Genomic DNA, 20,557 nt, shown 5'->3' with positions numbered 1-20,557 from the left:
GATGACGCACGAGGTCGACGAGGACGCGACCCCACCCCGACGCGGTGGGTACCGCAAGGGTGCCGAGCGACGTGCGCAGATCCTCGACGAGATGATCCGGATGGTCGCCGAGCAGGGCGTCGACGCATCGTCCCTGCGCTCCGTCGCCGATGCGCTCGGCATCACGCACGCCGCACTCCGGCACTACTTCCCGAGCCGCGACGACCTGCTGCTCGCGGTGTACCGGGAGCACGAGGTCCGCGAGCAGGGAGCTCCCGACCGGCTGAAGTCGGCGATCGGCGACATGCGGGAGAGCGCCTCGCGCAACCGCGGGGTGCCGGGGCTCGTGCAGCTCTACACGACCCTCGCGGCCGACGCCGTGCAGGAGGGGCACCCGACGACGCGGGACTTCATGCGGGAGCGGTTCACGCGGCTCCGGGCAGACCTGGCGGAGCTCATCGCGGCGGACCAGGCTGCCGGGCGGATCCGGGCGGACCTGGACCCGGTCGACCTGGCGAGCCTGAGCATCGCGGCGTCCGACGGGCTGCAGGTGCAGTGGTTGCTCGACCCCGAGGCTGTGGACGGCGAGCGGGTGCTGCGGCTGCTCGAGTCGATCGTCCCGCCCGGAGCGCAGCCCGCCCCGTAGACCGTCACCCCGGTCGCGTGGCCGGGCCACGGGCGGACGGGAGGCACGTGCCCGGCCCGCCCCGCGCCTCCCGTCCGGGCGCACCCACCGGGTGTACCCATGGAGCATGCCCCGATCTCGCAGCCCCTTCCACGGCCTCCGTGCCCTCGTCACCGGCGCGAGCGGCGGGATCGGCGAGGAGCTCGCACTCGGCCTGGCCGCCGCCGGTGCCGACGTCGTGCTCGTCGCCCGGTCCGCCGACCGGCTGGACGCGCTCGCGTCCCGGATCCGCACGGAGCACGGCGTCGAGGCGACCACGGTGCCCGCTGACCTGGCGCAGGCGGACGGCGTCGACCGGGTCGTGGCGGCGCTCGCCGACGTGCGGGTCGACGTCCTCGTGGCGAACGCCGGGGTCGGTGACCACGGCGCGTTCGTCGACGCCACCGACGAGCGGCTCCGCACCCAGGTCGACCTGAACTGCACGGCCGTCGTCCGGCTCGTGCACGCGTTCCTGCCGCCGATGCTCGCGCGCCGGGTCGGCGGGGTGATGACCGTCGCGTCGACCGCCGCGTTCCAGCCGACCCCGTCGATGGCGGTCTACGGCGCGACGAAGGCGTTCGTGCTCTCGTTCACCGAGGCGCTCTGGCAGGAGTCCCGCGGGTCCGGCGTGCGCATCCTGGCGCTCTGCCCGGGACCGACGTCGACCGGGTTCTTCGACGCGGCGACGCGCGGCGGCGCCCAGGGACGGTTCCTCGAACGGGGCCGGCAGACGGCGGCGCAGGTCGCGGCGGTCGGGCTCCGGGCGTTCGGTCGCGCCGGCGGTCCGACGGTGGTCTCCGGCGGGGCGAACGCGGCGGTGGCGAACGTGCATCGGTTCGTCCCGCGGTCCCTGATGGCGAAGATGTCGGCGATCGCGATGTCCGGCGACTGACCCCTTCCGGACGACGTGACCGCCCGCCCGCGTCGACGGCGGGATCAGACCGGCTGCAGCGGCTCCTGGTCGCCCTCGGGCAGCTCGACGACGACGGGGTCACCGGCACGCACGACGCCGCCCGCGATCACGACGCCCATCACGCCGCCCTTCCGCTCGACCGTGCCGTCCTCGGCCCGTCCGAGTACCCGGCGGAGCAGTCCCGGGTCGTGGTCGTTGATCTGCTGGCAGGGGTTGCGCAGTCCGGTCACCCGCACCCGGGCGTCCGCGCCGAGGTGCAGGACCGTGCCGGTCGGCAGCCCGAGCAGGTCGACGCCGCGGGTGGTCACGTTCTCGCCGAGCTCCCCGGGTGCCACGTGGTGCCCGGTCGGCTCGAGCTCGTCGAACAGCTCGGCGTGCACGAGGTGCACCTGCCGGAGGTTCGGCTGCGAGGGGTCCCGCGCCACCCGGGAGCGGTGCTGCACGGTGGTGCCGGCGTGCGCGTCCCCCTCGATGCCCCAGCCGGCGACGAGGACGACCTCGTCGACGACGGGCTTGCTGAAGCGGTGCTCGTCGTCCCTGCTCACCGCGACGACGTGTGGTCCCTCGTGCTGTTCCCCGGTCACGGTCCCATCCTGGCGCACGGACGGCCGGCCCCGACAGGGGACCGGCCGTCGTGGTGGTGCGGGTGGTGCCTAGGCGTCCACCGAGGCGGTGAGGACCGCGGCGGCGGGGTCGAAGTCCTCGGGCAGCGGTGCGACCCGCTCGACGGACGACTCGATCGTGACGGCGAACCCGGACTCGGCGGCGTCGCGGATGCCGAGCAGCACGTCGAGCACGTGCAGCGCGACCTCGCCCGAGGCACGCTCGGGGCGATCCTCGGCGATCGCGCGGGCGAGCTCGACGACGCCGGTGCCCCGGCCCCAGGTGGAGCCGACGGCCTCGAGCGTCTCCGGCTCCTCCTGCCCGTAGCGCCAGAGCTGCGAGGAGCCCTCGAACGTGTTCGGGTCGGGGAGCGAGATGGTGCCGAGCGTGCCGTTGATCTCGACGAAGCCCATACGGGGGAGCGCGTGCTGGAACGAGAACGTCGACTGGGCGGACTGCCCGCCGGCGAACTCGATGAGCGCGGCGTGGTGCGTGGGGACCTCGACCGGGAACGTCTCGCCGGCACGGTCACCGGACGCGATGGTGCGGCGGTCGAGCGACTTCGACGAGACGGCCTGCACGCGCGACGCGGCGCCGAAGGCGTGCACGAGCGTGGTGACGTAGTACGGGCCCATGTCGAACAGCGGGCCGGCGCCCTTCGCGAACAGGAAGTCCGGGTTCGGGTGCCACGCCTCGGGTCCCGGCACGTGGAACAGCGTCGTCGCGGTGAGCGGCTCGCCGATGTCGCCGCGGGCGATGGCCCGGAGCGCCGTCTGGATGCCGGCGCCGAGCACGGTGTCCGGCGCCGTCGCGACGCGCAGCCCCTTCGCCTTCGCCGATGCCAGGACCGCGGCGGCCGAGTCGTGGTCGGTCGCGATCGGCTTCTCGCTCCAGACGTGCTTGCCGGCGTCGATGATCTGCTGGTCGACCTCGGCGTGCGCCGCCGGGATCGTCAGGTTGATCACGATCGAGACGTCGTCGCGTGCCAGGAGCTCCTCGACGGTGCCCGACGCGGCGACGCCGTAGGCCTCCGCCTGGGCGGCGGCGCGGTCGAGCAGCACGTCGGCGACGAAGCGGACCTCGACGTCGGCGAACTGCGTCAGGTTCTCGAGGTACTGGGTCGAGATGTTGCCGGCACCGATGATGCCGATCCCGACGCGGCTCACGCGGCGCTCCCGGCGGTGTCGTTCGCCTTCAGCCACTCGAGCGACTCGGTGATGCCCTGGAAGACGTCGCCGGAGTAGGCGTCGAACTCGACGACGCGGATCGCCTGCGGCGCGGCGGCGAGGATGCCCGCGACGTCGACGTCACCCTGGCCGGCGGGGGTCTGGTTCTCGAAGGCGCGCTGCAGGGCCTCGGGCACGACGAGGGCGCTCTCCGACGACGGCAGCGCGGTGAGGATGTCACCGTCGACCTTGCCGTCCTTGACGTGGATCGCGACGACGCGGTCCCCGAGCGAGCGGAGCACGGCCGGGGCGTCCGCGCCGCCGACGGTCGCCCAGAAGGTGTCGACCTCGAGCACGGTCTCCGGCGCGAGCTGCGACACGAAGTGCTCGTAGACGCTCTTGCCGTCGACCTTGTTCGTGAACTCCCACTGGTGGTTGTGGTAGCCGAACTTGAGGCCACGCGACGCGGCCTCGGCGGTCAGGACGTTGACACGCTCGGCGATCTTCGCGACGTCGTCGGCGGTCTGCCAGCGGTCGGTCGGGATGAACGGGTCGATGACTGTCTGGATGCCGAGGCGCTCGGCGGCGTCCCAGATCGGGGCGGTGTCCTCGGCGTCGATCACGGCGACGTGGCCGGACGGGGCCGTGAGGCCCGTGGCGGCGAAGGCCTTCTCGAGGTCCGCGGCACGCTCGACGAACGCGTACGGCTCGACGTTCTCGTAACCGATCTCGCGCACCCGGGCGATGGCCTTGTCGAGGTCTTCGGCGATGGCGTCGCGCAGCGAGTAGAGCTGCACAGAGGTGATGGGCATGGCAGAGGGCTCCTTCGATCCTGTCTGGGTGTCGCGGCATCGGATGTCGCAGCCCGTCGAGGAGCGATGCTCCCCGGCGAGACCGATCCCGACGCTACCCCAAAAACCACCCGCTGTGTAGTTTTCCTCGGACGGTGCCTCAGACGCTGGGCAACAAGCCGACACGTGTCGTTGTATGCTCATCGACGTAAAACCTTGTAGGACAAGGTTTTTGCATCGACTCAAGGAGGCGTCATGAGCACACCCGAACCCAGCGGCCCGGCCCTGTTGGACCCGGACGAGGGCATCACCCAACCGGTCAGCACGATGCGGGTGGGGATCGGCTACCAGATCGCGCTGTTCCTCGGGCAGTTCGGCCTCTTCGTCGCGCTCATGGCCCCGGTCTACGTCAGCATGCAGCTCAAGGCGCAGGCCCTGGTGGGCGAGGACGCCGCCACCGTGATCGGCTCCGTCCTGCCGATCGGCGCGTTCGGCGCGCTCCTCATGAACCCGCTCGCGGGTGCCCTGTCCGACCGCACCCGCACGCGCTGGGGTCGTCGCCGGCCGTGGCTCGTCGGTGGCGTGGTCCTGTTCGCGGTCGCCCTCGTCTGGATCGCCTACGCGCCCGACGTCCTCAACCTGACGCTCGGCTGGCTGCTCGCGCAGATCGCCGCGAACGCGACGCTCGCCACGCTCCTCGCGAGCTTCGCGGACAACGTGCCCCAGGTGCAGCGCGGCCGGTCGTCGAGCATCATCGCGCTCGCCCAGAACACCGCCGTGCTCGCCGGCACCTACCTGTCGGTGTTCTTCGTCGCGAACCTGCCGGTGCTGTTCATCGCGCCCGGCATCCTGGCGATCTTCCTCGTCCTCGTCTACGCGTTCGTCGCGCGGGACGACCTGCCGACGTACCCGCTCAAGAAGTTCACCTGGCTCAACCTGGTGTCGTCCTTCTGGACGAACCCGATCAAGAACCCGGACTTCGCGTTCGCGTGGTGGTCGCGGTTCCTCATCATCCTCGCGACGTTCATGTTCACGACCTACCGGCTGCTCTACATGCAGGAGCACCTGGGCATCGCGGACGCGAAGGCCGCGACGGAGGCCGTCGCCTTCGGCGTGCTGCTCTACACGGTCGCCCTGCTCGTCAGCGCGGCGCTCTCCGGCTGGGCCTCGGACCGGCTCGGTCGCCGCAAGGTGTTCGTCGGCGGGTCGACGGCGCTGTTCGCGGTCGGGCTGGTCGTGCTCGCGCACGCCGAGACCGTCACCGGCTTCTACGTCGCCGAGGTCGTCATGGGCTTCGCGTACGGCATCTACTCGGCCATCGACACGGCCCTGGTCGTGGACGTCCTGCCGAACGCGGACCGTCCCGGCAAGGACCTCGGGGTGATCAACATCGCGAACGCGCTGCCGCAGTCGCTCGCCCCGGCGATCTCGCTGTTCTTCCTGTCGATCGGCAGCACGCACGCCGACAACTACACGCTCATGTGCTGGGCCGCCGGAGCCGTCGCCCTGCTGGGCGCGCTGGTGGTCATCCCGATCAAGCGGGTCCGGTAGCGCCCCTCGCGACACGCGACCACCCCGCGGACGGGAGGCACGGTGCCAGCAGGCACCGTGCCTCCCGTCCGTCTCCCGGTCACGTCGGTAGCGTGAGCCGGTGCCGTCTCCCGCAACACGCTCCTTCGACCCCCCTGCCGGACCGCTCACCGCCGTCGTCGACGGCGACGTCACCCGCGCGCTCGGCATCCCCTACGCGCGAGCCGAGCGCTTCGCGGCGCCGGAGCCGGTCCCGGCGACCACCGAGCCGTACCCGGCGACCACGCCCGCGCCCGTCGCGCCGCAGCGGAGCTCGCCGGCCGTCGACCAGCTGCTGCCGCCGATGGACCTGCAGGTGGACGAGCACTGCCAGCGCCTGAGCGTCACGGTGCCGAGCGACGCCCGACCCGACGAGCGACTCCCCGTGATGGTGTGGATCCACGGCGGGTCGTACGTGATCGGCGGCGGTGACCTGCCCATCCACGACCCCCGCGACCTGGTGACCGAACAGCGCGTCGTCGTGGTGACGGTGACCTACCGGCTCGGCGTCCTCGGGTTCCTCGGCGACGGCGAGACCGTCCCCGCGAACCTCGGGCTGCTCGACCTGGTCGCCGCCCTGCGGTGGGTGCACGAGAACATCGCGGCGTTCGGCGGCGACCCGGACACCGTGACGGTGTTCGGGCAGTCCGCCGGTGGCGACGCGACCGCGCACCTGATGATCAGCGAGGGCGCACGCGGGCTGTTCCGACGGGCGATCGTGCAGAGCGCCCCGCTCGGGCTGTCCCGCGGTCGCGCGCGCATGACCCGGGCGGTGCTCCGGGCCGTCGGGACCGTCGGGCCGGACACCCCCCTCGACGAGGTGCTCGACCGACAGGTCCGCGGCGAACGGGCCGGCGGGGTCTTCGGCCTGGCCGGGGCGATGCCGTTCGGGACGCAGTACGGCCACGCGCCGCTGCCCGCCGAACGCGACACGGACCGGGCGTGGCGGGCGGTCGCGCCCGAGGTCGACGTCCTCGTCGGCGCCGGGTCCGACGAGACCGGCATGTACGTGCCGATGATCCCCGGCGTCCGGACGCTCGCACGGTGGCGGCCCGCGCGGTCGCTGCTGCGGTGGCTCGTCGTCCGACCGCTGTCCGAGGTCGTCTACGGCCGGGACGTCCGCCGGTTCGCGGCACGGCACCGGGCCGCCGGTGGGAACGCCGTCGCGTACCGACTGCTCCGCGGGGCCACGGCCACGCCGACCGGGGCCGTGCACATGAGCGACGTGCCGATGCTGCTCGGCGGGCGGGAGGCCTGGGTGGGCAGCCGCTTCGTGCCGGAGCGGGACTGGCCGGAGGTCGATCGTCGCGGGCGGGCGCTCCGTGCGGTGTGGGCGGAGTTCGCCCGGACCGGGCGGGTGACGGCGGCCGACGACGAGACGATCGCGTTCGACCGCGGGTAGGCGGAGCCGTCCGGTGCTGCCTGCTCGGTCCGCCCCCGAACGGGCGGTCGCGTCCCGGGCCGACCGTGGGCAGGATCGACGCATGTCCGCTGACCTCCGCGCCCGCATCGTCACGGCCGCGGTCGACGCCTTCCGCACCACCGACTTCCACGCCGTCGGTCCCGACGAGGTCGCCTGTCACGCGGGTGTCGACGTCGCCGAGGTGCACCGGGCCTTCCCCACGTGGGACCTGCTCGTCGTCGCGGTCGTCGACCGCTGGGCCGCCGCCACCGAACGGGCGCTGTGGCCGGTGGCCGAGCAGGAGGGCGCCGTCGCCTACCTGCGCGCGCGGCTCGAGGCCGGGCAGCGCGAGCCAGGACTCGTGCGGCTCCGGATCGCGCTGCTGAGCGCCGCCTCCGGTCCCCGGCACCCGGCGTCGGGGTGGTTCCGGACGCAGTACACGCGGTCGTTCGAGGACGTCACGCTCGCGCTGGTGCGCGACGTGGTCGCCGGCCGGGAGGCACGTGGTGCGTCCCCGAGACACGCTGCGGAACAGCTCGTGGCGCTCTACGAGGGGCTGCAGCTGCAGGCGATGCTGCGCGAGGACGCCGACCTGCTCGGCGGGTGGGACCGGGCGGTCGCGCGGATGCGGGCCGGGTGGGCGGTCGACGTCGCGGCGTGAGGACCCCGTGTCGCGGCGTCGGTGCGGGCGCCGGGCCTGCTGGCACCGGGCCGGGGGGCGTCAGGCCTGCGGGCGTCAGGCCTGCTGGTGTCAGGCCGAGAAGGCCCGGACCAGGTGCGGTGGCGTCGCCCGCACGACGGCGTCGACCATGCGACGGCCGCGCCACCACTCGTCTGCACGGAGGTGCAGGGTGTTGCCGGCCCCGTCGACCACCGTCACGCCGAGGTCGCCGCGGCGGCCCACGACCGCGGCCTCGGCGAGGTCGACCATCCGCGCCGGCAGCCCGCGCGGTCGCAGCGTGACCCGGGTGCCGTCGACCTCGAGGTGCGCGTCGGCGAACGCGGGCAGGAGCGCGGTGCGGTGGACGCTCCGTCCAGCACCCGGACGCGGGGGGAACCACACCCGCTCGGGGGCCGGCACACCCGGCGCAGCGTCGACGTGGTCCAGGCCGTGTCGCTCCGCCAGGGCGGCGAAGTCGGCGTCGGCGTCCTGGTCGACGCACACGACGAGGGTCCCGAGCGCGTCCGCGAGGGCGCTCCGGAGGTTGCTGAGCTCGGCCGGGGTGACCGGACCGTCCACCGGCTGAGGAGTCGGCAGGCCGCGGAGCCGCATGAGCACCTCGGCCGAGACCCGGAGGTCCGCGCGGAACGCCGCATCGGTCGCGTTGACCGCGCGGGCCGCGTCGATGCGCGCGGTCGTCGACGTGCTCGGCCCGCTCGCCGCCAGGCGTCGGAGGGTCTCGACGACGACCGTCGCCGCCGCCTCGGTGTCCGCCTCGACCGGGTCCGCGGTGACGACGACCACGGAGCGCTCGCCGTCGAGCGCGACCGAGTGGGAGTCGATCGCGTACGCGACGCCGGCCTCCATCCGGAGCGCGTCGAACACCTCGTGCTCGAGGACGGCCTCGAGCAGCGGCGCGACGCGGGCCGGGACGACGACCGACGCTGCGATGCCACCGAGCGGGGACTCCACGAGGGCACCCGTCCGCATCGGGCCCGTCCACGGCTGCAGCGGTGCGGCCGGCGGTCCGGGCGGCAGCGCGAGGTCGACGGTGGCGGGCGGCACGGCTCCGCCGGCGACCGACACGATGGCGTTCCCGGCGACGAGGTGGTGCTCCACCCAGCGCCGGACCTCGGCAGGCGTGATCCCCGCGACGGGAGCGGCACCGGCACCCGATCGCCCCGGCCCGGCGGGACCGAAACGCGCGGTGTGCACGGACGGGACCATCTCGTCGGCGCGGAGGGGGTCCTCGCGGGCGACGATCCGGCGCTCGCGCTCGACGGTCTCCTCCGACACGTCGAGCACGGCCCGGACGGCAGCGGCGAGACCACGCACCAGGTCCAGGGCCTCCTCCGTGGTGGTCGTCACGACCTCGAACACGGTGATCCGGTCCTGGGTGACGGCGTTGTGCGGCGCGGCGATCGGGAGCGCGGCACGGACGACCAGGTGCTCGACGAGGTGTGCGACTCCGGCGAGCAACACGGGTTCGTCACACGTCCCGGCCCCGAACACGAGCCGCGCCGTGACGGGTCCGATGGTCGGTGCGTGGACGATCGGGACGGGGTGGGTCTGCTCGGGCACACGCCATGCTGGCACGCACCCGACGGCTCGCCCGCTCCCCAGTCCGGGGGAGCGATCGGGGAGCGGTCAGGGTGCCGTCCGGTCGCGGTGACGGACCGCGAGCAGGACGACGGCGCCGCACACGAGTCCGAGCGCGACGAAGACGGGGACGCGGAACGACAGTGCGACGACGACGCCCCCGGCACCGCCGCCCTGCAGCAGGACCTTCCCCGCCTGGGCCGCCGTCGCCAGGAGCACGACCGCCGCGACCACGACGACCACCACCCGTTCGGCCCGGCTGGGCAGGGCCGTGGGCACCGGAGCGGTCCGCCGCCACCAGACCGCCGCCGCCACGAGCAGGGCGGCGAGTCCGAGCACGCTTGAGGCGTCCTGCAGGAAGAACGGCAGCCAGTACCCGCCGATCGACGTCTCGCGGAGCGCCGGCCACGCCTGGACGACGAAGCCGTGTCCGTGCGTGAAGCCGTCCCACACCACGTGCGTCACGCTGCCGACGACGCACGCGAGCACGACGACCAGCACCGTGCGGACGTCGAGCGTCGGGCGCGACCACCAGGTGCGGGGCACGCGGTCGCGCACGCCCGGCACGACCGGTGCCCAGGCCGGACGGACCAGGAACCACCACGTGGCGAGCACCACGAGGGACACCGCGAGGTCGATCGTCGGGATGCCCCACCAGGAGTGTGCCGCCTCGTACGGCGGGAGGACCGGCGCGAAGAGCACGGCGTCGGGTGCCATCGACCCGACGGCGACCGCGGCGACCGGGACCGGCAGGCGCCGGGCGGCCAGGGCGACGACCGCGTGGCTGACGGTGAACGGCATCAGCGGGCCAGGTGGGTCCGCCGCATGAACCACTCGACGCCCTCGGCCAGGGCGGTCCCCGCGGTGTGCCAGTCGTGCCCGCCGTCCTCGACCAGGCGCTGGGTCACAGCGACGCCGGCGGCCCGTGCGGCCTGCGCGACGACCGGCACGATCGGCCCGTACCGGCTGTCGTCCGCCCCCGCCGCGATGAAGGCGGCGGACGCGGTGTAGGGCGCCCGGTCGGCCAGGATCCGGAGCGGCTGCGCGGCCTCGTACGCCGCTCGGTCGCCCTTGAAACCCCGCTTGATGGTGTCACCTTCGTCGCCGAGCGTCGGCCCGCGCTGCCCGGAGACGTCGATCCACGAGCTGAACCGGTCGGGGAAGGTCGCCCCGAGCTGGAGCGCACAGGTGCCGCCCTGCGAGAAGCCCGCGATCGCCCAGTCCGACGCGCGGGTCGACGCGTGCAGGTTCGCCCTCACCCACGTCGGCACATCCTGGGTCAGGTAGGTCGCGCTGTTGCCGAGCGGGCCGTCCAGGCACATCGGGTTGTTCGACGCCGCCTCGAGCTGGTCGGGCATGACGACGATCGGGGCCAGCCCGTGGTGCCGCGCCGCGATCCGGTCGAGCCGCTCGACCATCCGGCCGGCCTCGATGATGTTCGCGGGAGCCGCACCGGGGCCCTGCCCGGACAGCATCACGACGACCGGCAGCTCCGGGGCGTGGTCGACGAGCGCGGCCGGGGGCAGGTACACGATCGCCGGGCGGGCCCGGAAGTGCGAGACGTCCCCGGGGATGCGGACCGATCCGTAGCGGCCGTGCTCCGGCAGGTCGGCCGGGGCGTGCCAGTCGGCGGCGTCGATCGTCCCCGACCGCGGCGCGGGGTCGTCGGGCAGTCGGAGCGGCGGCACGTGCGACTCGCCCAGGGCGTCCGCGACCGTCGGGAACAGTCCGGCGTCGCGGTTGATCGCGAGCGCGCCGGACAGGACCGCAAGCGGCACGAGCACCACGGCGAGCACCCGGACGACGAGCCGCCCGCGCGCCCGGGTCCCGGCTCGGACGAGCCCGACGACGGCGACCCCGACGAGCGCGCAGACCACCCCGGTCCAGATCCGGTCGACCCACGTCGGCGCGATGCCGAGCACGTCGAGGACGTCGCCGAACAACCACGACAGCAGCGCCCCGGCCAGTGCCCCGGCGACGAGGGCGATCGCGAACGGCCGCCAGGACCGCCGCAGCAGGAAGACCACCCCGAGGGCGACGAGCACCGTGACGGCGTAGAGGGGCAGCAGCAGGTGCGCGGAGAGCAGCGGGAGGGTCGTCATCGGGTCGTCCGGTGGGTCGGGAGGCTCCACGCGGCGCCGACACGGCGGACCGCGGGATCGGCGGGGTCACCGGCACCGTAGCGACCCGAGGTGTCCCGAAGGGCACCGGACGCCCGGTCTGCGGCGGCTTCGCGGCTGATCCTGAGTCATCCCGCACCCTGCGTGGTCGGCCGACGGTGGTGCGCTGGCCGGGCGGCCACGACGGAACGTCCCCGCGGGCGATGCGGCGGCGCGTCCCGCTCCGGCTGTCCGGGGTCGGTGGCACAGTCGGCAGATGGAGTACACCGACTACGACACCCGGCTCGCCGCCTACGGCGTGGTCACCGACGGCGACCGCGTGCTCCTCGCCCGGCTCCGGGTGCCCGAGGCCGGGACGTGGACGCTCCCCGGCGGCGGTGTCGAGTTCGACGAGACCGTCGAGCAGGCCGTCGTCCGCGAGATCCACGAGGAGACCGGCTACCACGCCGAGTGCGGCGCCCTGCTCGGGATCCGGCACCACATCGTGCCGAAGGAGCGTCGGTTCCACGACACCGGGCGTCCGATGAAGGCCGTGCAGGTCGTATTCCGGGCGACGATCACGGGTGGGGAGCTCCGCAACGAGACCGACGGGACGACGGACGAGGCCGCCTGGGTCCCGATCGCCGACCTCCCGCACCGGCGGCACGGCCTGGTCGTCCCGATCGCACTGGGGTGGGCCGGAGCACTGCTCCGGTAGCGTTCGGGCACGGCGACCGAGGGGAGCGGACGTGCGCGGCGCAGCCACCGACCTGTCCGCCCGGCTCTGGGCCGAGCGGGCGCTCCTCGGGCAGCTCCGGGACGCCGTCGACGACCCTGCCCGGTCCGTGCTGCTCGATCGGCTCGGCGCGGTCCGGCTCGAGCGGGACGTCCTCGTGCACGCCGTCGCCGAGCAGTGGGGAGCGCCGGGACGCGACCACACGCTGCCGGCGCTGCTCGACGTCGCCCCGGTGCCGTGGGACCTGCTGCTGCCCGACCACCTCGCCGCGATCACCGCCCTGCACGACGAGGTCGATGCCGTCCTGCCGCCCGGCCCGGTCCGCGAGCGGTGGGACCGCGTCACTGCTCGATGACGCTCAGCACGTTCCCCGACGGGTCGGTGAACCACGCGATGAGCGGCCCGCCCTGCCGGTTCACCCCGCGCTCGTCCGTCACCCCGTCGTACTGCAGGAACCGGACCCCGGCCGCCGCGAGCTCGTCGACCGCGGCGTCGACGTCGGGCACCGGGAAGTTGAGGACGGTGAACGACGCAGGCTCGTGGGCAGGCCCCTTCGGGTAGACGAGCACGCCGTGCCCGTCGCCGAGGTGGAGCGTGAGCATCCCGTGCTCCTCGCTGACCGGGACGCCGAGCACGCCCTCGTAGAACGCCCGGGCCTCGGGCACGTCCCGGACCGAGAACCCGCTGAACGCCGTCGTCGCATCGACCATGCGCCCAGGCAACCACCGCGACCACCGCCGCGCATCGCGGACGCGCACGCTCCGGTGGTAGGAACGTCGCATGGCAGCAGGGAACCGCGACGACCCGGACGACGCCCGTACGAGCCGTCGGGCGTTCCTCCGCCGTGCGGGCATCGGTGCCGCAGGTGCCGCCGTCGGTGCGGGTGCGGTCGGCGCCGGCGTGGCCGCCGCCCGGGGCACCGACGCCGCGCGCTACGGGTTCGCCCCGCTCCCCGAGCGCGCCGAGCCCGGGTTCGACCACGTCGTCGTGCTCATGTTCGAGAACCGGAGCTTCGACCACGTGCTCGGCCGGCTGTACACCGACGCCGAGCTCCGACCCGGTCAGTCGTTCGCCGGACTGCAGCGGGGGACCCACGAGAACACCGCCCCGGACGGCACGGTCGTCGCCGCGCACGTCTACGAGGGCAGCACCGACGTCGTGATGAGCCAGCCGGACCCCGATCCGGGGGAGTTCTACCCGCACGTCAACACGCAGTGGTTCGGCACGGTCGATCCGCCCGGCAACGCCGACCCCGGGCGGAACGGCTACGCGGCCCCGTACAACGCCCCGGCGGACACGAGCCGCCCGACCATGTCCGGCTTCGTCCGGGACTACGTCGTGAACTACCGGCTCGAGCGCGGTGTCGAGCCGACCCGGGACGAGTACGAGCGCGTGATGGGCGGCTTCTCGCCCGCGATGCTCCCGGTGTTCTCGACCCTGGCGAAGTCCTTCGCCGTCTACGACCACTGGTTCTGCGCCGTCCCCTCGCAGACGTTCTGCAACCGCTCGTTCCTCCACGCGAGCACCTCGCACGGGTTCGTCACGAACGGGCAGCCGGACGGCCCCGCGAAGTGGCTCGACGCCCCGGACGTCCCGACGCTGTTCACCCGGCTCGAGGACGCGGGCAAGCGCTGGCGCGTGTACTTCGACGCCGACCAGGTCGTCTCGCTCACCGGTTTCCTGCACGCGCCGTCGATCGAGCGGTACTGGAGGACGAACTTCCGGAGCATGGCGCAGTTCCACGAGGACGCGGCGAACGGCACACTGCCCGACTACGCCTTCGTCGAGCCGCGGATGATGTTCGACCACAACGACATGCACCCGCCGGTCTCGCGTCCGAAGGTCGTCGCGGAACCGGACGGCGCGACGTTCGACAGTGCGATGAGCGACGTCCGCGCCGCCGAGGCCCTGCTCGCCGAGGTCTACGGCGCGATCCGGGACGCTCGCTCGTCGAACGGGTCGAACGCGGTGAACACGGCGCTCGTGGTGACGTTCGACGAGCACGGCGGCATCTACGACCACGTCCCGCCGCCCACCGCCACACCGCCGTCCGGTGATCCCGAGCCGGGGGAGATGGGCTTCGGCTTCGACCGGCTCGGCGGCCGGGTCCCGACCTTCGTGGTCTCGGCGTACACCGACCCGGGCACGATCGTGAACGCCACGATGCACCACGGGTCGATCGCGCACACCCTGTGCCAGCAGCACGGTCTCGAGCCCCTCACCCACCGGGACGCCGAGGCCGAGGGGATCCACAACGTCCTGAACCGCACGGTGCCCCGACAGCCGCAGCTCTGGCCCGAGGTCACCCCGCCCTACGTGCCCACCAACCCCGAGGCCGCCGCCCGCCGACGTCGACCGCGCGGCGCCGAGCGCGACCGGCCGATCACGGCGCCGGCGAAGGGGCTGCTCGGACTGCTCCTCGCCCGCTACGAACCGGAGGCGCCCGTGCCGGAGACCTTCGGGGACGCCTACGACGTGCTGACGAAGCACGGCATGGGCCTGTTCGGCGACCGTGACTGACCGCGCGCCGCGAGCACTGACCGTGGCGACGCACGGCTGCGATGATGACCACGTGACGAACCCCGACGCCGCCGTCGCCCACGCCGTGACGCTCGCCGCCGCACCCGGCCGGGTCGTCCTCGGGATCGTCGGCGCCCCCGGAGCCGGCAAGTCGACGCTCGCCCGCCGGGTCGTCTCGGCCGTCGACGCCGCGCACGGCCCGGGCACCGCCGTGCAGGTGCCGATGGACGGCTTCCACCTGGCGAACGCCGCGCTCGACGCCCTCGGCCGGCACGACCGCAAGGGCGCGATCGACACCTTCGACGCGCACGGCTACGTCGCCCTGGTGCGCCGACTCGTCGCCGCCGACGAGGACGTCGTCTGGGCGCCGGACTTCGACCGCCGCGTCGACGAGCCGGTCGCCGGCAGCATCGCCGTCCCGCGCGCCACCCGGCTCGTCGTCACCGAGGGCAACTACCTGCTCGACGACCAGGCACCGTGGACCGCGCTGCGGACCCTGCTCACCGAGACCTGGGCGGTCGTCGTCGACGACGACGTCCGCGTCGACCGCCTCGTCGGACGACACGTGCGGCACGGACGCGACCGCGCGGCAGCCCGCGCCTGGGCGCTCGAGGTCGACGGCGTGAACGCCGCGAGGGTCGCGGCGACGCTGCCACGCGCCTCCAGGACGGTGCGGACCTGAGTCCGGCACCCACGACCACCGACACGACGGGAGCGACCATGACCATCGCCATCACCGGGGCCACCGGCAACATCGGGGGCGCGGTCGCCCGCGCGCTCGCCGCGGCGGGCACGCCGTTCCGGATGCTCGTCCGCGACCCGTCGCGCGCACCGGAGCTGCCCGGCGCCGAGGTCGCCGTCGCGTCCTTCGCGGACGTCGACGCGTCGCGCCGGGCCCTCGAGGGCGTCGACCTGCTGCTCATGGTGTCCGGCGCCGAGGCCGAGGACCGGCTCGCCCAGCACCGCGCCTTCGTCGGCGCGGCCGCGACGGCGGGCGTGCAGCACGTCGTCTACACGTCGTTCGCCGGTGCCGCGGCCGACGCGACCTTCACCCTGGGTCGCGACCACTGGGCCACGGAGCAGGCGATCCGCGCGACCTCGATGGCGCACACGTTCCTGCGCGACTCGTTCTACCTGGACTTCGTCGAGGACCTGGTCGGCGAGGACGGCGTGATCCGCGGTCCGGCCGGCGACGGTGCGATGGCGGCGGTGGCGCGCGCGGACGTCGCCCGAGTCGCGACCGAGGTGCTGCTGCACCCGTCGGCGCACCTCGACCGCACCTACGACCTGACCGGGCCGGTCGCGATCACCCTGGCCGAGGCCGCGGCGATCGTCTCCGAGGTCCGCGGACGCCCGGTCAGCTACCACGAGGAGACCCTGGACGAGGCGTACGCGTCGCGGGCGAAGTGGCAGCCGGAGCCGTGGCAGGCGGACGCGTGGGTGAGCACGTACACGGCGATCGCGGAGGGTGTGCTCGCGCCGGTCTCCGGGGACGTCGAGCGGGTCACCGGCCGGCGGCCGATGACGCTGCGCGAGGTGCTCGAGGCGCGCTGACGCGGTCCCGGGCGCGGCTGCGGTTCCGACCCGACAGTTGCTGCTCCATGGACGCGTCAGGTCGGCCGGGAGGCACGTGGTGCGTCCGGCGCGACGGCTCCCGTCCGGCGCGGGTCAGGTCACGCGACGGGCGGCGAGGGTGCCGATCACCCCGAGGGTCAGCACCGCCACCAGCACGACGAGGAGCGGCGCCGTCCAGTCCCCGGTCGCACCGTGCAGGCTCCCGGCGACGAGCGGCCCGGCCGAGCCGATCAGGTAGCCGCCGCCCTGCACGAACGCGGACATCCGGCGGGCGTCGTCGTCGCTCGTGACGATCCGCACGATGATGATGAAGATCACGGTGATGCCGCCGCCCTGCGCCGCCCCGCCGAGGACCGACCAGAGCAGCCAGAGCTGCGGCGCGAACAGCAGCCCGAGCGGCATCGCGAGCCAGAGCGTGCCGACGAGGGCGACGATCGCCCGCGGCCGCCAGCGCGTCGCGAGCACCGGGACCCCGAGTGCCCCGACGACCGCGAGGATCTGGAACACCGACGAGCTCGCGCCGGACGACTCCGCCGAGAACCCGATCTCGTCGTGCAGGAGCGTCGGGATCCACGCGGTCAGCGCGTAGTACGAGAACGCCTGTCCACCGAAGGCGAGCGTCAGCCCCCAGGTGATCAGCCGTCGAGCGGGTCGGACGGTCGGAGCGCCGCTCGTCGACACCGTGCGGATCGACCCCGTCTCGGTGAGCAGCTCGACGGGCCCGGTCGCGGGCACCGGCTCGGTGCGCTCCGGTCGGAGCCAGGCCGCGCGGGTGCCGACGGCGTACGTCCACCCCGCGGCGGCGACCACCGCGAACACGGCCCACACCGCGATGGCGACCGGCCAGCCCCAGGCGGCGGCGATCGGTGCGGTGCCGAGCGACGTGATCATCGACCCGACGTTGAGCGCCGACGTGTACACGCCCGTGACCAGGCCGACGCGCTCCGGGGAGGTGTCCCGCCGGATGACGACGGGCACAACGACGTTGCCGATCGTGATGCCGATGCCGATCACCGCCGTGCCGACGAGCAGCGCCGTCGCCGAGGGCACCGAGCGGAGCACCGTGCCCGCGAGGACGATCACGAGCGACAGGGACACCGCGCGCTCGGGGTCGGCCTTGGCGATCACCCAGCTGGCGAACGGCGTCGCGAGCGAGAAGCACAGGACGGGGATGGTCGTCAGCAGGCCGGCGACCGTCGCGGTCAGCCCGAGGTCGACACGGACGTCGCCGATCACCGGCGCGGGGGCGACGATCAGCCCGCGGAAGTTCAGTGCGATCAGCACGATCGCGGCGGGCAGCACCCAGGCCGCGCCGCGGAGCCCCCGACGGGCCGCGGTCGTCACGCGGCGTCCGGCAGCAGGATCGGCAGCAGGTCGAGCGGGGTGGCGGCCCGTGCGACGGTGCCCGTGGCCTCGGCCGGGGAGCCGTAGCCCCACTCGGCGAAGACCACGGGGACGCCGTTCGCCGCGGCACCCTCGACGTCGTGCAGGCGGTCGCCGACGAGGACGGGCCGGCTCACGTCGAAGCCGCGGGCGTCCAGGCGGCGGAGGGCCTCGGCGACGACGTCGGCCTTGGCGCTCCGGACCTCGTCGTCGCTCGCGCCCGTGATGACGTCGATGTCCCCGGTGAGCCCGTAGTGCTCGAGGATGTACGTCGCCGGGGTCTCGGGCTTGCTCGTGGCCGTCGAGATCGGCAGTCCGGCCTGGTGCAGGGTCCGCAGCACGACGTCGATGCCGGGGAACATCGCCGAGTCGAGCGCCCCGTGCGACAGGTAGTGCTCGCGGTAGACGGCGAGCGTGTGCTCCGCCTGCGCCTCGTCCATCCCCATCGCCGTCTTGAAGGTGTCCATGATCGGCGGGCCGACGAACGACATGAGCGTCTCGTGGTCCGGGACGGGCACGCCGACCGTGCGGAAGGTGTGCGTCATGCTCTCGAGGATCCCCGGAGCGGAGTCGCTGATGGTGCCGTCGAGGTCGAACAGGATGGCGGTGAAGGGGCGCGTCATGTCCTGCCCAGCCTAGTCGGCGTGTCGGGGGCGACCCGTGCCTCCAGGCCGGTGCCCGCACCGACGACGGACGGCAGCCGTCCCGACGACGGGCGCGAGCCGTCCCGATGACGGACGTGGGCCGCGGCGCCCGGTCGCTCCGCTCAGAACAGGCGCGTGTGCCCGCCCTCGATGCCGCGCATCGCGTCGTAGTCGAGCACGAGGACGCGGATCCCGCGGTCCTCGGCGAGGGTGCGCGCCTGCGGTGCCACCGTCTGCGCCGCCAGGACGCCCTGCACCGGCCGCAGCAGCGGGTCGCGGTTCATGAGCTCGAGGTACCGGGTGAGCTGCTCGACCGCGTCGATGTTCGCGTTGCGCTTCATCTCGACGGCCACGCTCGCGCCCGCGTCGTCACGGGCCAGGATGTCCACCGGTCCGATCGCGGTCATGTACTCGCGGCGGACGAGCGTGTGGCCGTCGCCGAGCAGTTCGATCTGCTCCGCGAGGAGCTGCTGCAGGTGCGCCTCGACCCCGTCCTTCACGAGCCCGGGGTCGACGCCCAGGTCGTGCGACTCGTCCGCGAGGACCTCGTACAGGCTGACGATCAGCTTGTCCTGCGTCTTCTTCTGCGTCACCGTCCACACATGGGTGATGCCGGCGGAGGCCTGCTCCTCGTCCGGCTCGCCGATCTCGATCGAGCACGGCGGGCTCATCCAGTTGAGCGGCTTGTAGCTGCCGCCGTCCGAGTGGACGAGCAGCGAGCCGTCCGCCTTGAGCATGAGCAGACGGGTCGCGAGCGGCAGGTGGGCCGACAGGCGTCCGGCGTAGTCGACGGAGCAGCGGGCGATGACGAGACGCACCCGGCGATCCTAACGGTGGTCGCGCGTCGCGCTCTCCGCCCGGTCGGCGGTCGGTGCGGCGGCTTCCGTCGCGGGGGTAAGCGTGCGGGCTTCCGTTCCGGGGGTGGGCGTTCCGGCCTGGAGGCGCGGGTCGTCCCCGTCGTCCCCGCTGCGGCCCGTCGTGCGGTCACGCCCGGCCGACTGCGCACGTCGGCGGCGCAGCGTCTCGGCCGCGGTGCCCGTCTCGCGTGCTGCCCCGGACGCCAGGCCCGCGCCGATGATGAACACGAAGACCACGAGCAGCGCACCGAGCAGGCCGATGTGCTCGCCGAGGAACCCGATGAGCGGCGGACCGGCGAGGAACGCCACGTACCCGATCGTCGCCACGGCGCTGACCTTGAGCGCGGCCGAGCGTGGGTCGTCGGCCGCGGCGGACATGCCCATCGGGAACCCGAGGCTCGCGCCGAGGCCCCAGAGCACGACCCCGACGATCGCGATCGGGATGACGTCGACGAAGATGAGCAGCCCGAGACCGACCACGGCGACGGCGGCGCTCACGCGGAGCACGGGCACGCGGCCGAAGCGGTCGATGAGCGGGCTGCCGGCGATGCGCCCTGCGGTCATCGCGGCGAGGAACACAGTCAGCACGGCGGAGCCCGCGGCGTTGTCGAGGCCGTGGCCGTCGATCATCGCGAGCGGCAGCCAGTCGTTCGCGGACCCCTCGGCCAGCGCCATGCCGAGCACGATCACGCCGATCAGCAGGGTCGACGGCTGTGCCCAGACCTGCCAGCGGGTGAGCTGCACGGGGGTCGGGCTCGTCGCGGTCGACGTGTGCTCCTCGAACCGGTGCTCGTCGCCGAAGCGCGACGCGGCCGCGAGCATGACCACGCACGTGACGATGCCGAGGACGGCGAAGTGCAGCACGACGGGCACCTCGAGCGCCTCGGTCAACGCCCCGAGCCCGGCGCCGGCGAGCGTGCCGACGCTGAACGCCGCGTGGAAGAGCGGCATGATCGTCCGCCCGCCGGCCTTCTCGGCGGCGGCACCGGACACGTTCATGGACACGTCGACCAGGCCGTTGCCGAAGCCGAACGCGATGAGACCGACCCAGATGGCGGCGAAGCCCCACCCGTACGTGACCGCGAAGCCGGCGAAGGTCAGCCCGACGGCCAGGCAGACCGAGGCCACTTGGACCCCGCGGCGCGCACCGAGCTTCGACACGATGTGCCCGGCGAACGTCAGGCCGCCGATCGAGCCCACCGCCATGCCGAGGACGAGCAGGCCCATCTCGAGGGTCGTCGCGCCGAGGGAGTCGCGGACGCTCGGGATGCGGCCGAGCCAGGTCGCGATCGCCAGGCCCGACAGCGTGAAGGCCACGAAGACCGCGACGATCCAGACGCGGGTGGTCGGGGCGGTGCGGGCGGACGTCGTCGTCATGTCGGGCTTTCCGGGTCGG

Annotated in this window: 21 protein-coding genes; 10 read left to right on the top strand and 11 right to left on the bottom strand. The window is 73.7% G+C overall.

Annotated features, from left to right (window positions below; genetic code table 11):
• Window position 1: 1 nt before the first annotated feature.
• Both HUN58_RS02910 and HUN58_RS02905 read left to right on the top strand, forming a co-directional pair.
• Complete coding sequence (locus tag HUN58_RS02910) at window positions 2–625, top strand: TetR/AcrR family transcriptional regulator (RefSeq protein WP_141859667.1); 624 nt, start codon at window positions 2–4, stop codon at window positions 623–625.
• A gap of 106 nt (window positions 626–731) precedes the next feature.
• Entirely contained in the window at window positions 732–1,535 is an 804-nt protein-coding gene (locus HUN58_RS02905; RefSeq protein ID WP_180225894.1) for an SDR family oxidoreductase, read from the top strand.
• A gap of 44 nt (window positions 1,536–1,579) precedes the next feature.
• Here HUN58_RS02905 and HUN58_RS02900 read toward each other — a convergent pair whose 3' ends face one another.
• The 3 genes from HUN58_RS02900 to HUN58_RS02890 form a co-directional block, all read right to left on the bottom strand.
• Window positions 1,580–2,140, bottom strand: coding sequence for an MOSC domain-containing protein (locus HUN58_RS02900; RefSeq protein ID WP_141859671.1), 561 nt, complete (start codon window positions 2,138–2,140; stop codon window positions 1,580–1,582).
• A gap of 69 nt (window positions 2,141–2,209) precedes the next feature.
• Window positions 2,210–3,325 (bottom strand): Gfo/Idh/MocA family protein, encoded by a 1,116-nt coding sequence (locus HUN58_RS02895; protein ID WP_180225893.1) that lies wholly within the window; start codon window positions 3,323–3,325, stop codon window positions 2,210–2,212.
• Window positions 3,322–4,137 carry a sugar phosphate isomerase/epimerase gene (locus HUN58_RS02890; RefSeq protein WP_180225892.1) on the bottom strand — a complete coding sequence of 272 codons (816 nt, stop codon included), beginning with the start codon at window positions 4,135–4,137 and terminating at the stop codon, window positions 3,322–3,324. Before HUN58_RS02890 ends, HUN58_RS02895 begins: the two co-directional genes overlap by 4 nt.
• 234 nt (window positions 4,138–4,371) lie before the next feature.
• Here HUN58_RS02890 and HUN58_RS02885 point away from each other — a divergent pair, with 234 nt between their 5' ends.
• The 3 genes from HUN58_RS02885 to HUN58_RS02875 all read left to right on the top strand — a co-directional run bounded on the left by HUN58_RS02885 (window position 4,372) and on the right by HUN58_RS02875 (window position 7,748).
• Complete coding sequence (locus HUN58_RS02885; protein ID WP_114851269.1) at window positions 4,372–5,667, top strand: MFS transporter; 1,296 nt, start codon at window positions 4,372–4,374, stop codon at window positions 5,665–5,667.
• 100 nt (window positions 5,668–5,767) lie between these two features.
• Window positions 5,768–7,087: a carboxylesterase family protein gene (locus HUN58_RS02880; RefSeq protein ID WP_180225891.1), complete on the top strand. Its 1,320-nt coding sequence runs from the start codon at window positions 5,768–5,770 to the stop codon at window positions 7,085–7,087.
• A gap of 82 nt (window positions 7,088–7,169) precedes the next feature.
• Window positions 7,170–7,748, top strand: coding sequence for a TetR/AcrR family transcriptional regulator (locus HUN58_RS02875; RefSeq protein WP_114851267.1), 579 nt, complete (start codon window positions 7,170–7,172; stop codon window positions 7,746–7,748).
• A 90-nt stretch (window positions 7,749–7,838) separates the two neighbouring features.
• Here the strand turns inward: HUN58_RS02875 and HUN58_RS02870 are convergent, their stop codons facing one another.
• The 3 genes from HUN58_RS02870 to HUN58_RS02860 all read right to left on the bottom strand — a co-directional run bounded on the left by HUN58_RS02870 (window position 7,839) and on the right by HUN58_RS02860 (window position 11,449).
• On the bottom strand, window positions 7,839–9,329 hold the full coding sequence (locus HUN58_RS02870; protein WP_180225890.1) for a hypothetical protein: 1,491 nt from the start codon (window positions 9,327–9,329) through the stop codon (window positions 7,839–7,841).
• A 66-nt stretch (window positions 9,330–9,395) separates the two neighbouring features.
• Entirely contained in the window at window positions 9,396–10,148 is a 753-nt protein-coding gene (locus HUN58_RS02865) for a DUF4184 family protein (protein WP_180225889.1), read from the bottom strand.
• Window positions 10,148–11,449, bottom strand: a complete 1,302-nt coding sequence (locus HUN58_RS02860) for an esterase family protein (protein WP_180225888.1) — start codon at window positions 11,447–11,449, stop codon at window positions 10,148–10,150. The genes HUN58_RS02865 and HUN58_RS02860 overlap by 1 nt, the downstream gene beginning before the upstream one ends.
• Before the next feature lie 274 nt (window positions 11,450–11,723).
• Between HUN58_RS02860 and HUN58_RS02855 the strand changes: the two genes are divergently transcribed.
• Both HUN58_RS02855 and HUN58_RS02850 read left to right on the top strand, forming a co-directional pair.
• Complete coding sequence (locus HUN58_RS02855) at window positions 11,724–12,164, top strand: NUDIX hydrolase (RefSeq protein ID WP_114851263.1); 441 nt, start codon at window positions 11,724–11,726, stop codon at window positions 12,162–12,164.
• A gap of 31 nt (window positions 12,165–12,195) precedes the next feature.
• Window positions 12,196–12,537, top strand: a complete 342-nt coding sequence (locus tag HUN58_RS02850; RefSeq protein WP_180225887.1) for a hypothetical protein — start codon at window positions 12,196–12,198, stop codon at window positions 12,535–12,537.
• Here HUN58_RS02850 and HUN58_RS02845 read toward each other — a convergent pair.
• Window positions 12,524–12,892 (bottom strand): VOC family protein, encoded by a 369-nt coding sequence (locus HUN58_RS02845; protein ID WP_058741566.1) that lies wholly within the window; start codon window positions 12,890–12,892, stop codon window positions 12,524–12,526. The two genes, HUN58_RS02850 and HUN58_RS02845, sit on opposite strands and share 14 nt — an antisense overlap.
• Window positions 12,893–12,962: 70 nt before the next feature.
• On the opposite strand from HUN58_RS02845, the gene HUN58_RS02840 reads away from it, so the two are divergent.
• Genes HUN58_RS02840 through HUN58_RS02830 form a run of 3 tightly spaced genes read left to right on the top strand, consistent with a single transcriptional unit; the run spans window position 12,963 to window position 16,256 of the window.
• Window positions 12,963–14,702: an alkaline phosphatase family protein gene (locus HUN58_RS02840; protein ID WP_180225886.1), complete on the top strand. Its 1,740-nt coding sequence runs from the start codon at window positions 12,963–12,965 to the stop codon at window positions 14,700–14,702.
• A gap of 52 nt (window positions 14,703–14,754) precedes the next feature.
• Window positions 14,755–15,384, top strand: a complete 630-nt coding sequence (locus HUN58_RS02835; RefSeq protein WP_114851259.1) for a nucleoside/nucleotide kinase family protein — start codon at window positions 14,755–14,757, stop codon at window positions 15,382–15,384.
• 38 nt (window positions 15,385–15,422) lie between these two features.
• On the top strand, window positions 15,423–16,256 hold the full coding sequence (locus HUN58_RS02830) for an SDR family oxidoreductase (RefSeq protein ID WP_175325550.1): 834 nt from the start codon (window positions 15,423–15,425) through the stop codon (window positions 16,254–16,256).
• 114 nt (window positions 16,257–16,370) lie between these two features.
• On the opposite strand, the gene HUN58_RS02825 is transcribed toward HUN58_RS02830, so the two are convergent.
• The 4 genes from HUN58_RS02825 to HUN58_RS02810 all read right to left on the bottom strand — a co-directional run bounded on the left by HUN58_RS02825 (window position 16,371) and on the right by HUN58_RS02810 (window position 20,538).
• On the bottom strand, window positions 16,371–17,621 hold the full coding sequence (locus tag HUN58_RS02825) for a CynX/NimT family MFS transporter (protein WP_180225885.1): 1,251 nt from the start codon (window positions 17,619–17,621) through the stop codon (window positions 16,371–16,373).
• Entirely contained in the window at window positions 17,618–18,283 is a 666-nt protein-coding gene (locus HUN58_RS02820) for an HAD hydrolase-like protein (RefSeq protein WP_180225884.1), read from the bottom strand. Before HUN58_RS02820 ends, HUN58_RS02825 begins: the two co-directional genes overlap by 4 nt.
• A gap of 143 nt (window positions 18,284–18,426) precedes the next feature.
• Window positions 18,427–19,122, bottom strand: coding sequence for an endonuclease NucS (gene nucS / locus HUN58_RS02815; RefSeq protein WP_180225883.1), 696 nt, complete (start codon window positions 19,120–19,122; stop codon window positions 18,427–18,429).
• A gap of 9 nt (window positions 19,123–19,131) precedes the next feature.
• On the bottom strand, window positions 19,132–20,538 hold the full coding sequence (locus HUN58_RS02810; protein ID WP_254631607.1) for an MFS transporter: 1,407 nt from the start codon (window positions 20,536–20,538) through the stop codon (window positions 19,132–19,134).
• Window positions 20,539–20,557 lie beyond the last annotated feature (19 nt).

The sequence above is a fragment of the Curtobacterium sp. Csp1 genome (assembly GCF_013347185.1).
The sequence above is the reverse complement of the archived record's forward strand: the minus strand, read 5'-3'. Positions and strand labels throughout refer to the sequence as shown.

Coding starts and splice junctions, on each gene's coding strand:
- HUN58_RS02910 (WP_141859667.1), top strand. CDS start 2: ATGACGCACGAGGTCGACGAGGACGCGACCCCACCCCGACGCGGTGGG.
- HUN58_RS02905 (WP_180225894.1), top strand. CDS start 732: ATGCCCCGATCTCGCAGCCCCTTCCACGGCCTCCGTGCCCTCGTCACC.
- HUN58_RS02890 (WP_180225892.1), bottom strand. CDS start 4,137: ATGCCCATCACCTCTGTGCAGCTCTACTCGCTGCGCGACGCCATCGCC.
- HUN58_RS02885 (WP_114851269.1), top strand. CDS start 4,372: ATGAGCACACCCGAACCCAGCGGCCCGGCCCTGTTGGACCCGGACGAG.
- HUN58_RS02875 (WP_114851267.1), top strand. CDS start 7,170: ATGTCCGCTGACCTCCGCGCCCGCATCGTCACGGCCGCGGTCGACGCC.
- HUN58_RS02865 (WP_180225889.1), bottom strand. CDS start 10,148: ATGCCGTTCACCGTCAGCCACGCGGTCGTCGCCCTGGCCGCCCGGCGC.
- HUN58_RS02860 (WP_180225888.1), bottom strand. CDS start 11,449: ATGACGACCCTCCCGCTGCTCTCCGCGCACCTGCTGCTGCCCCTCTAC.
- HUN58_RS02855 (WP_114851263.1), top strand. CDS start 11,724: ATGGAGTACACCGACTACGACACCCGGCTCGCCGCCTACGGCGTGGTC.
- HUN58_RS02845 (WP_058741566.1), bottom strand. CDS start 12,892: ATGGTCGATGCGACGACGGCGTTCAGCGGGTTCTCGGTCCGGGACGTG.
- HUN58_RS02840 (WP_180225886.1), top strand. CDS start 12,963: ATGGCAGCAGGGAACCGCGACGACCCGGACGACGCCCGTACGAGCCGT.
- HUN58_RS02830 (WP_175325550.1), top strand. CDS start 15,423: ATGACCATCGCCATCACCGGGGCCACCGGCAACATCGGGGGCGCGGTC.
- HUN58_RS02820 (WP_180225884.1), bottom strand. CDS start 18,283: ATGACGCGCCCCTTCACCGCCATCCTGTTCGACCTCGACGGCACCATC.
- HUN58_RS02810 (WP_254631607.1), bottom strand. CDS start 20,538: ATGACGACGACGTCCGCCCGCACCGCCCCGACCACCCGCGTCTGGATC.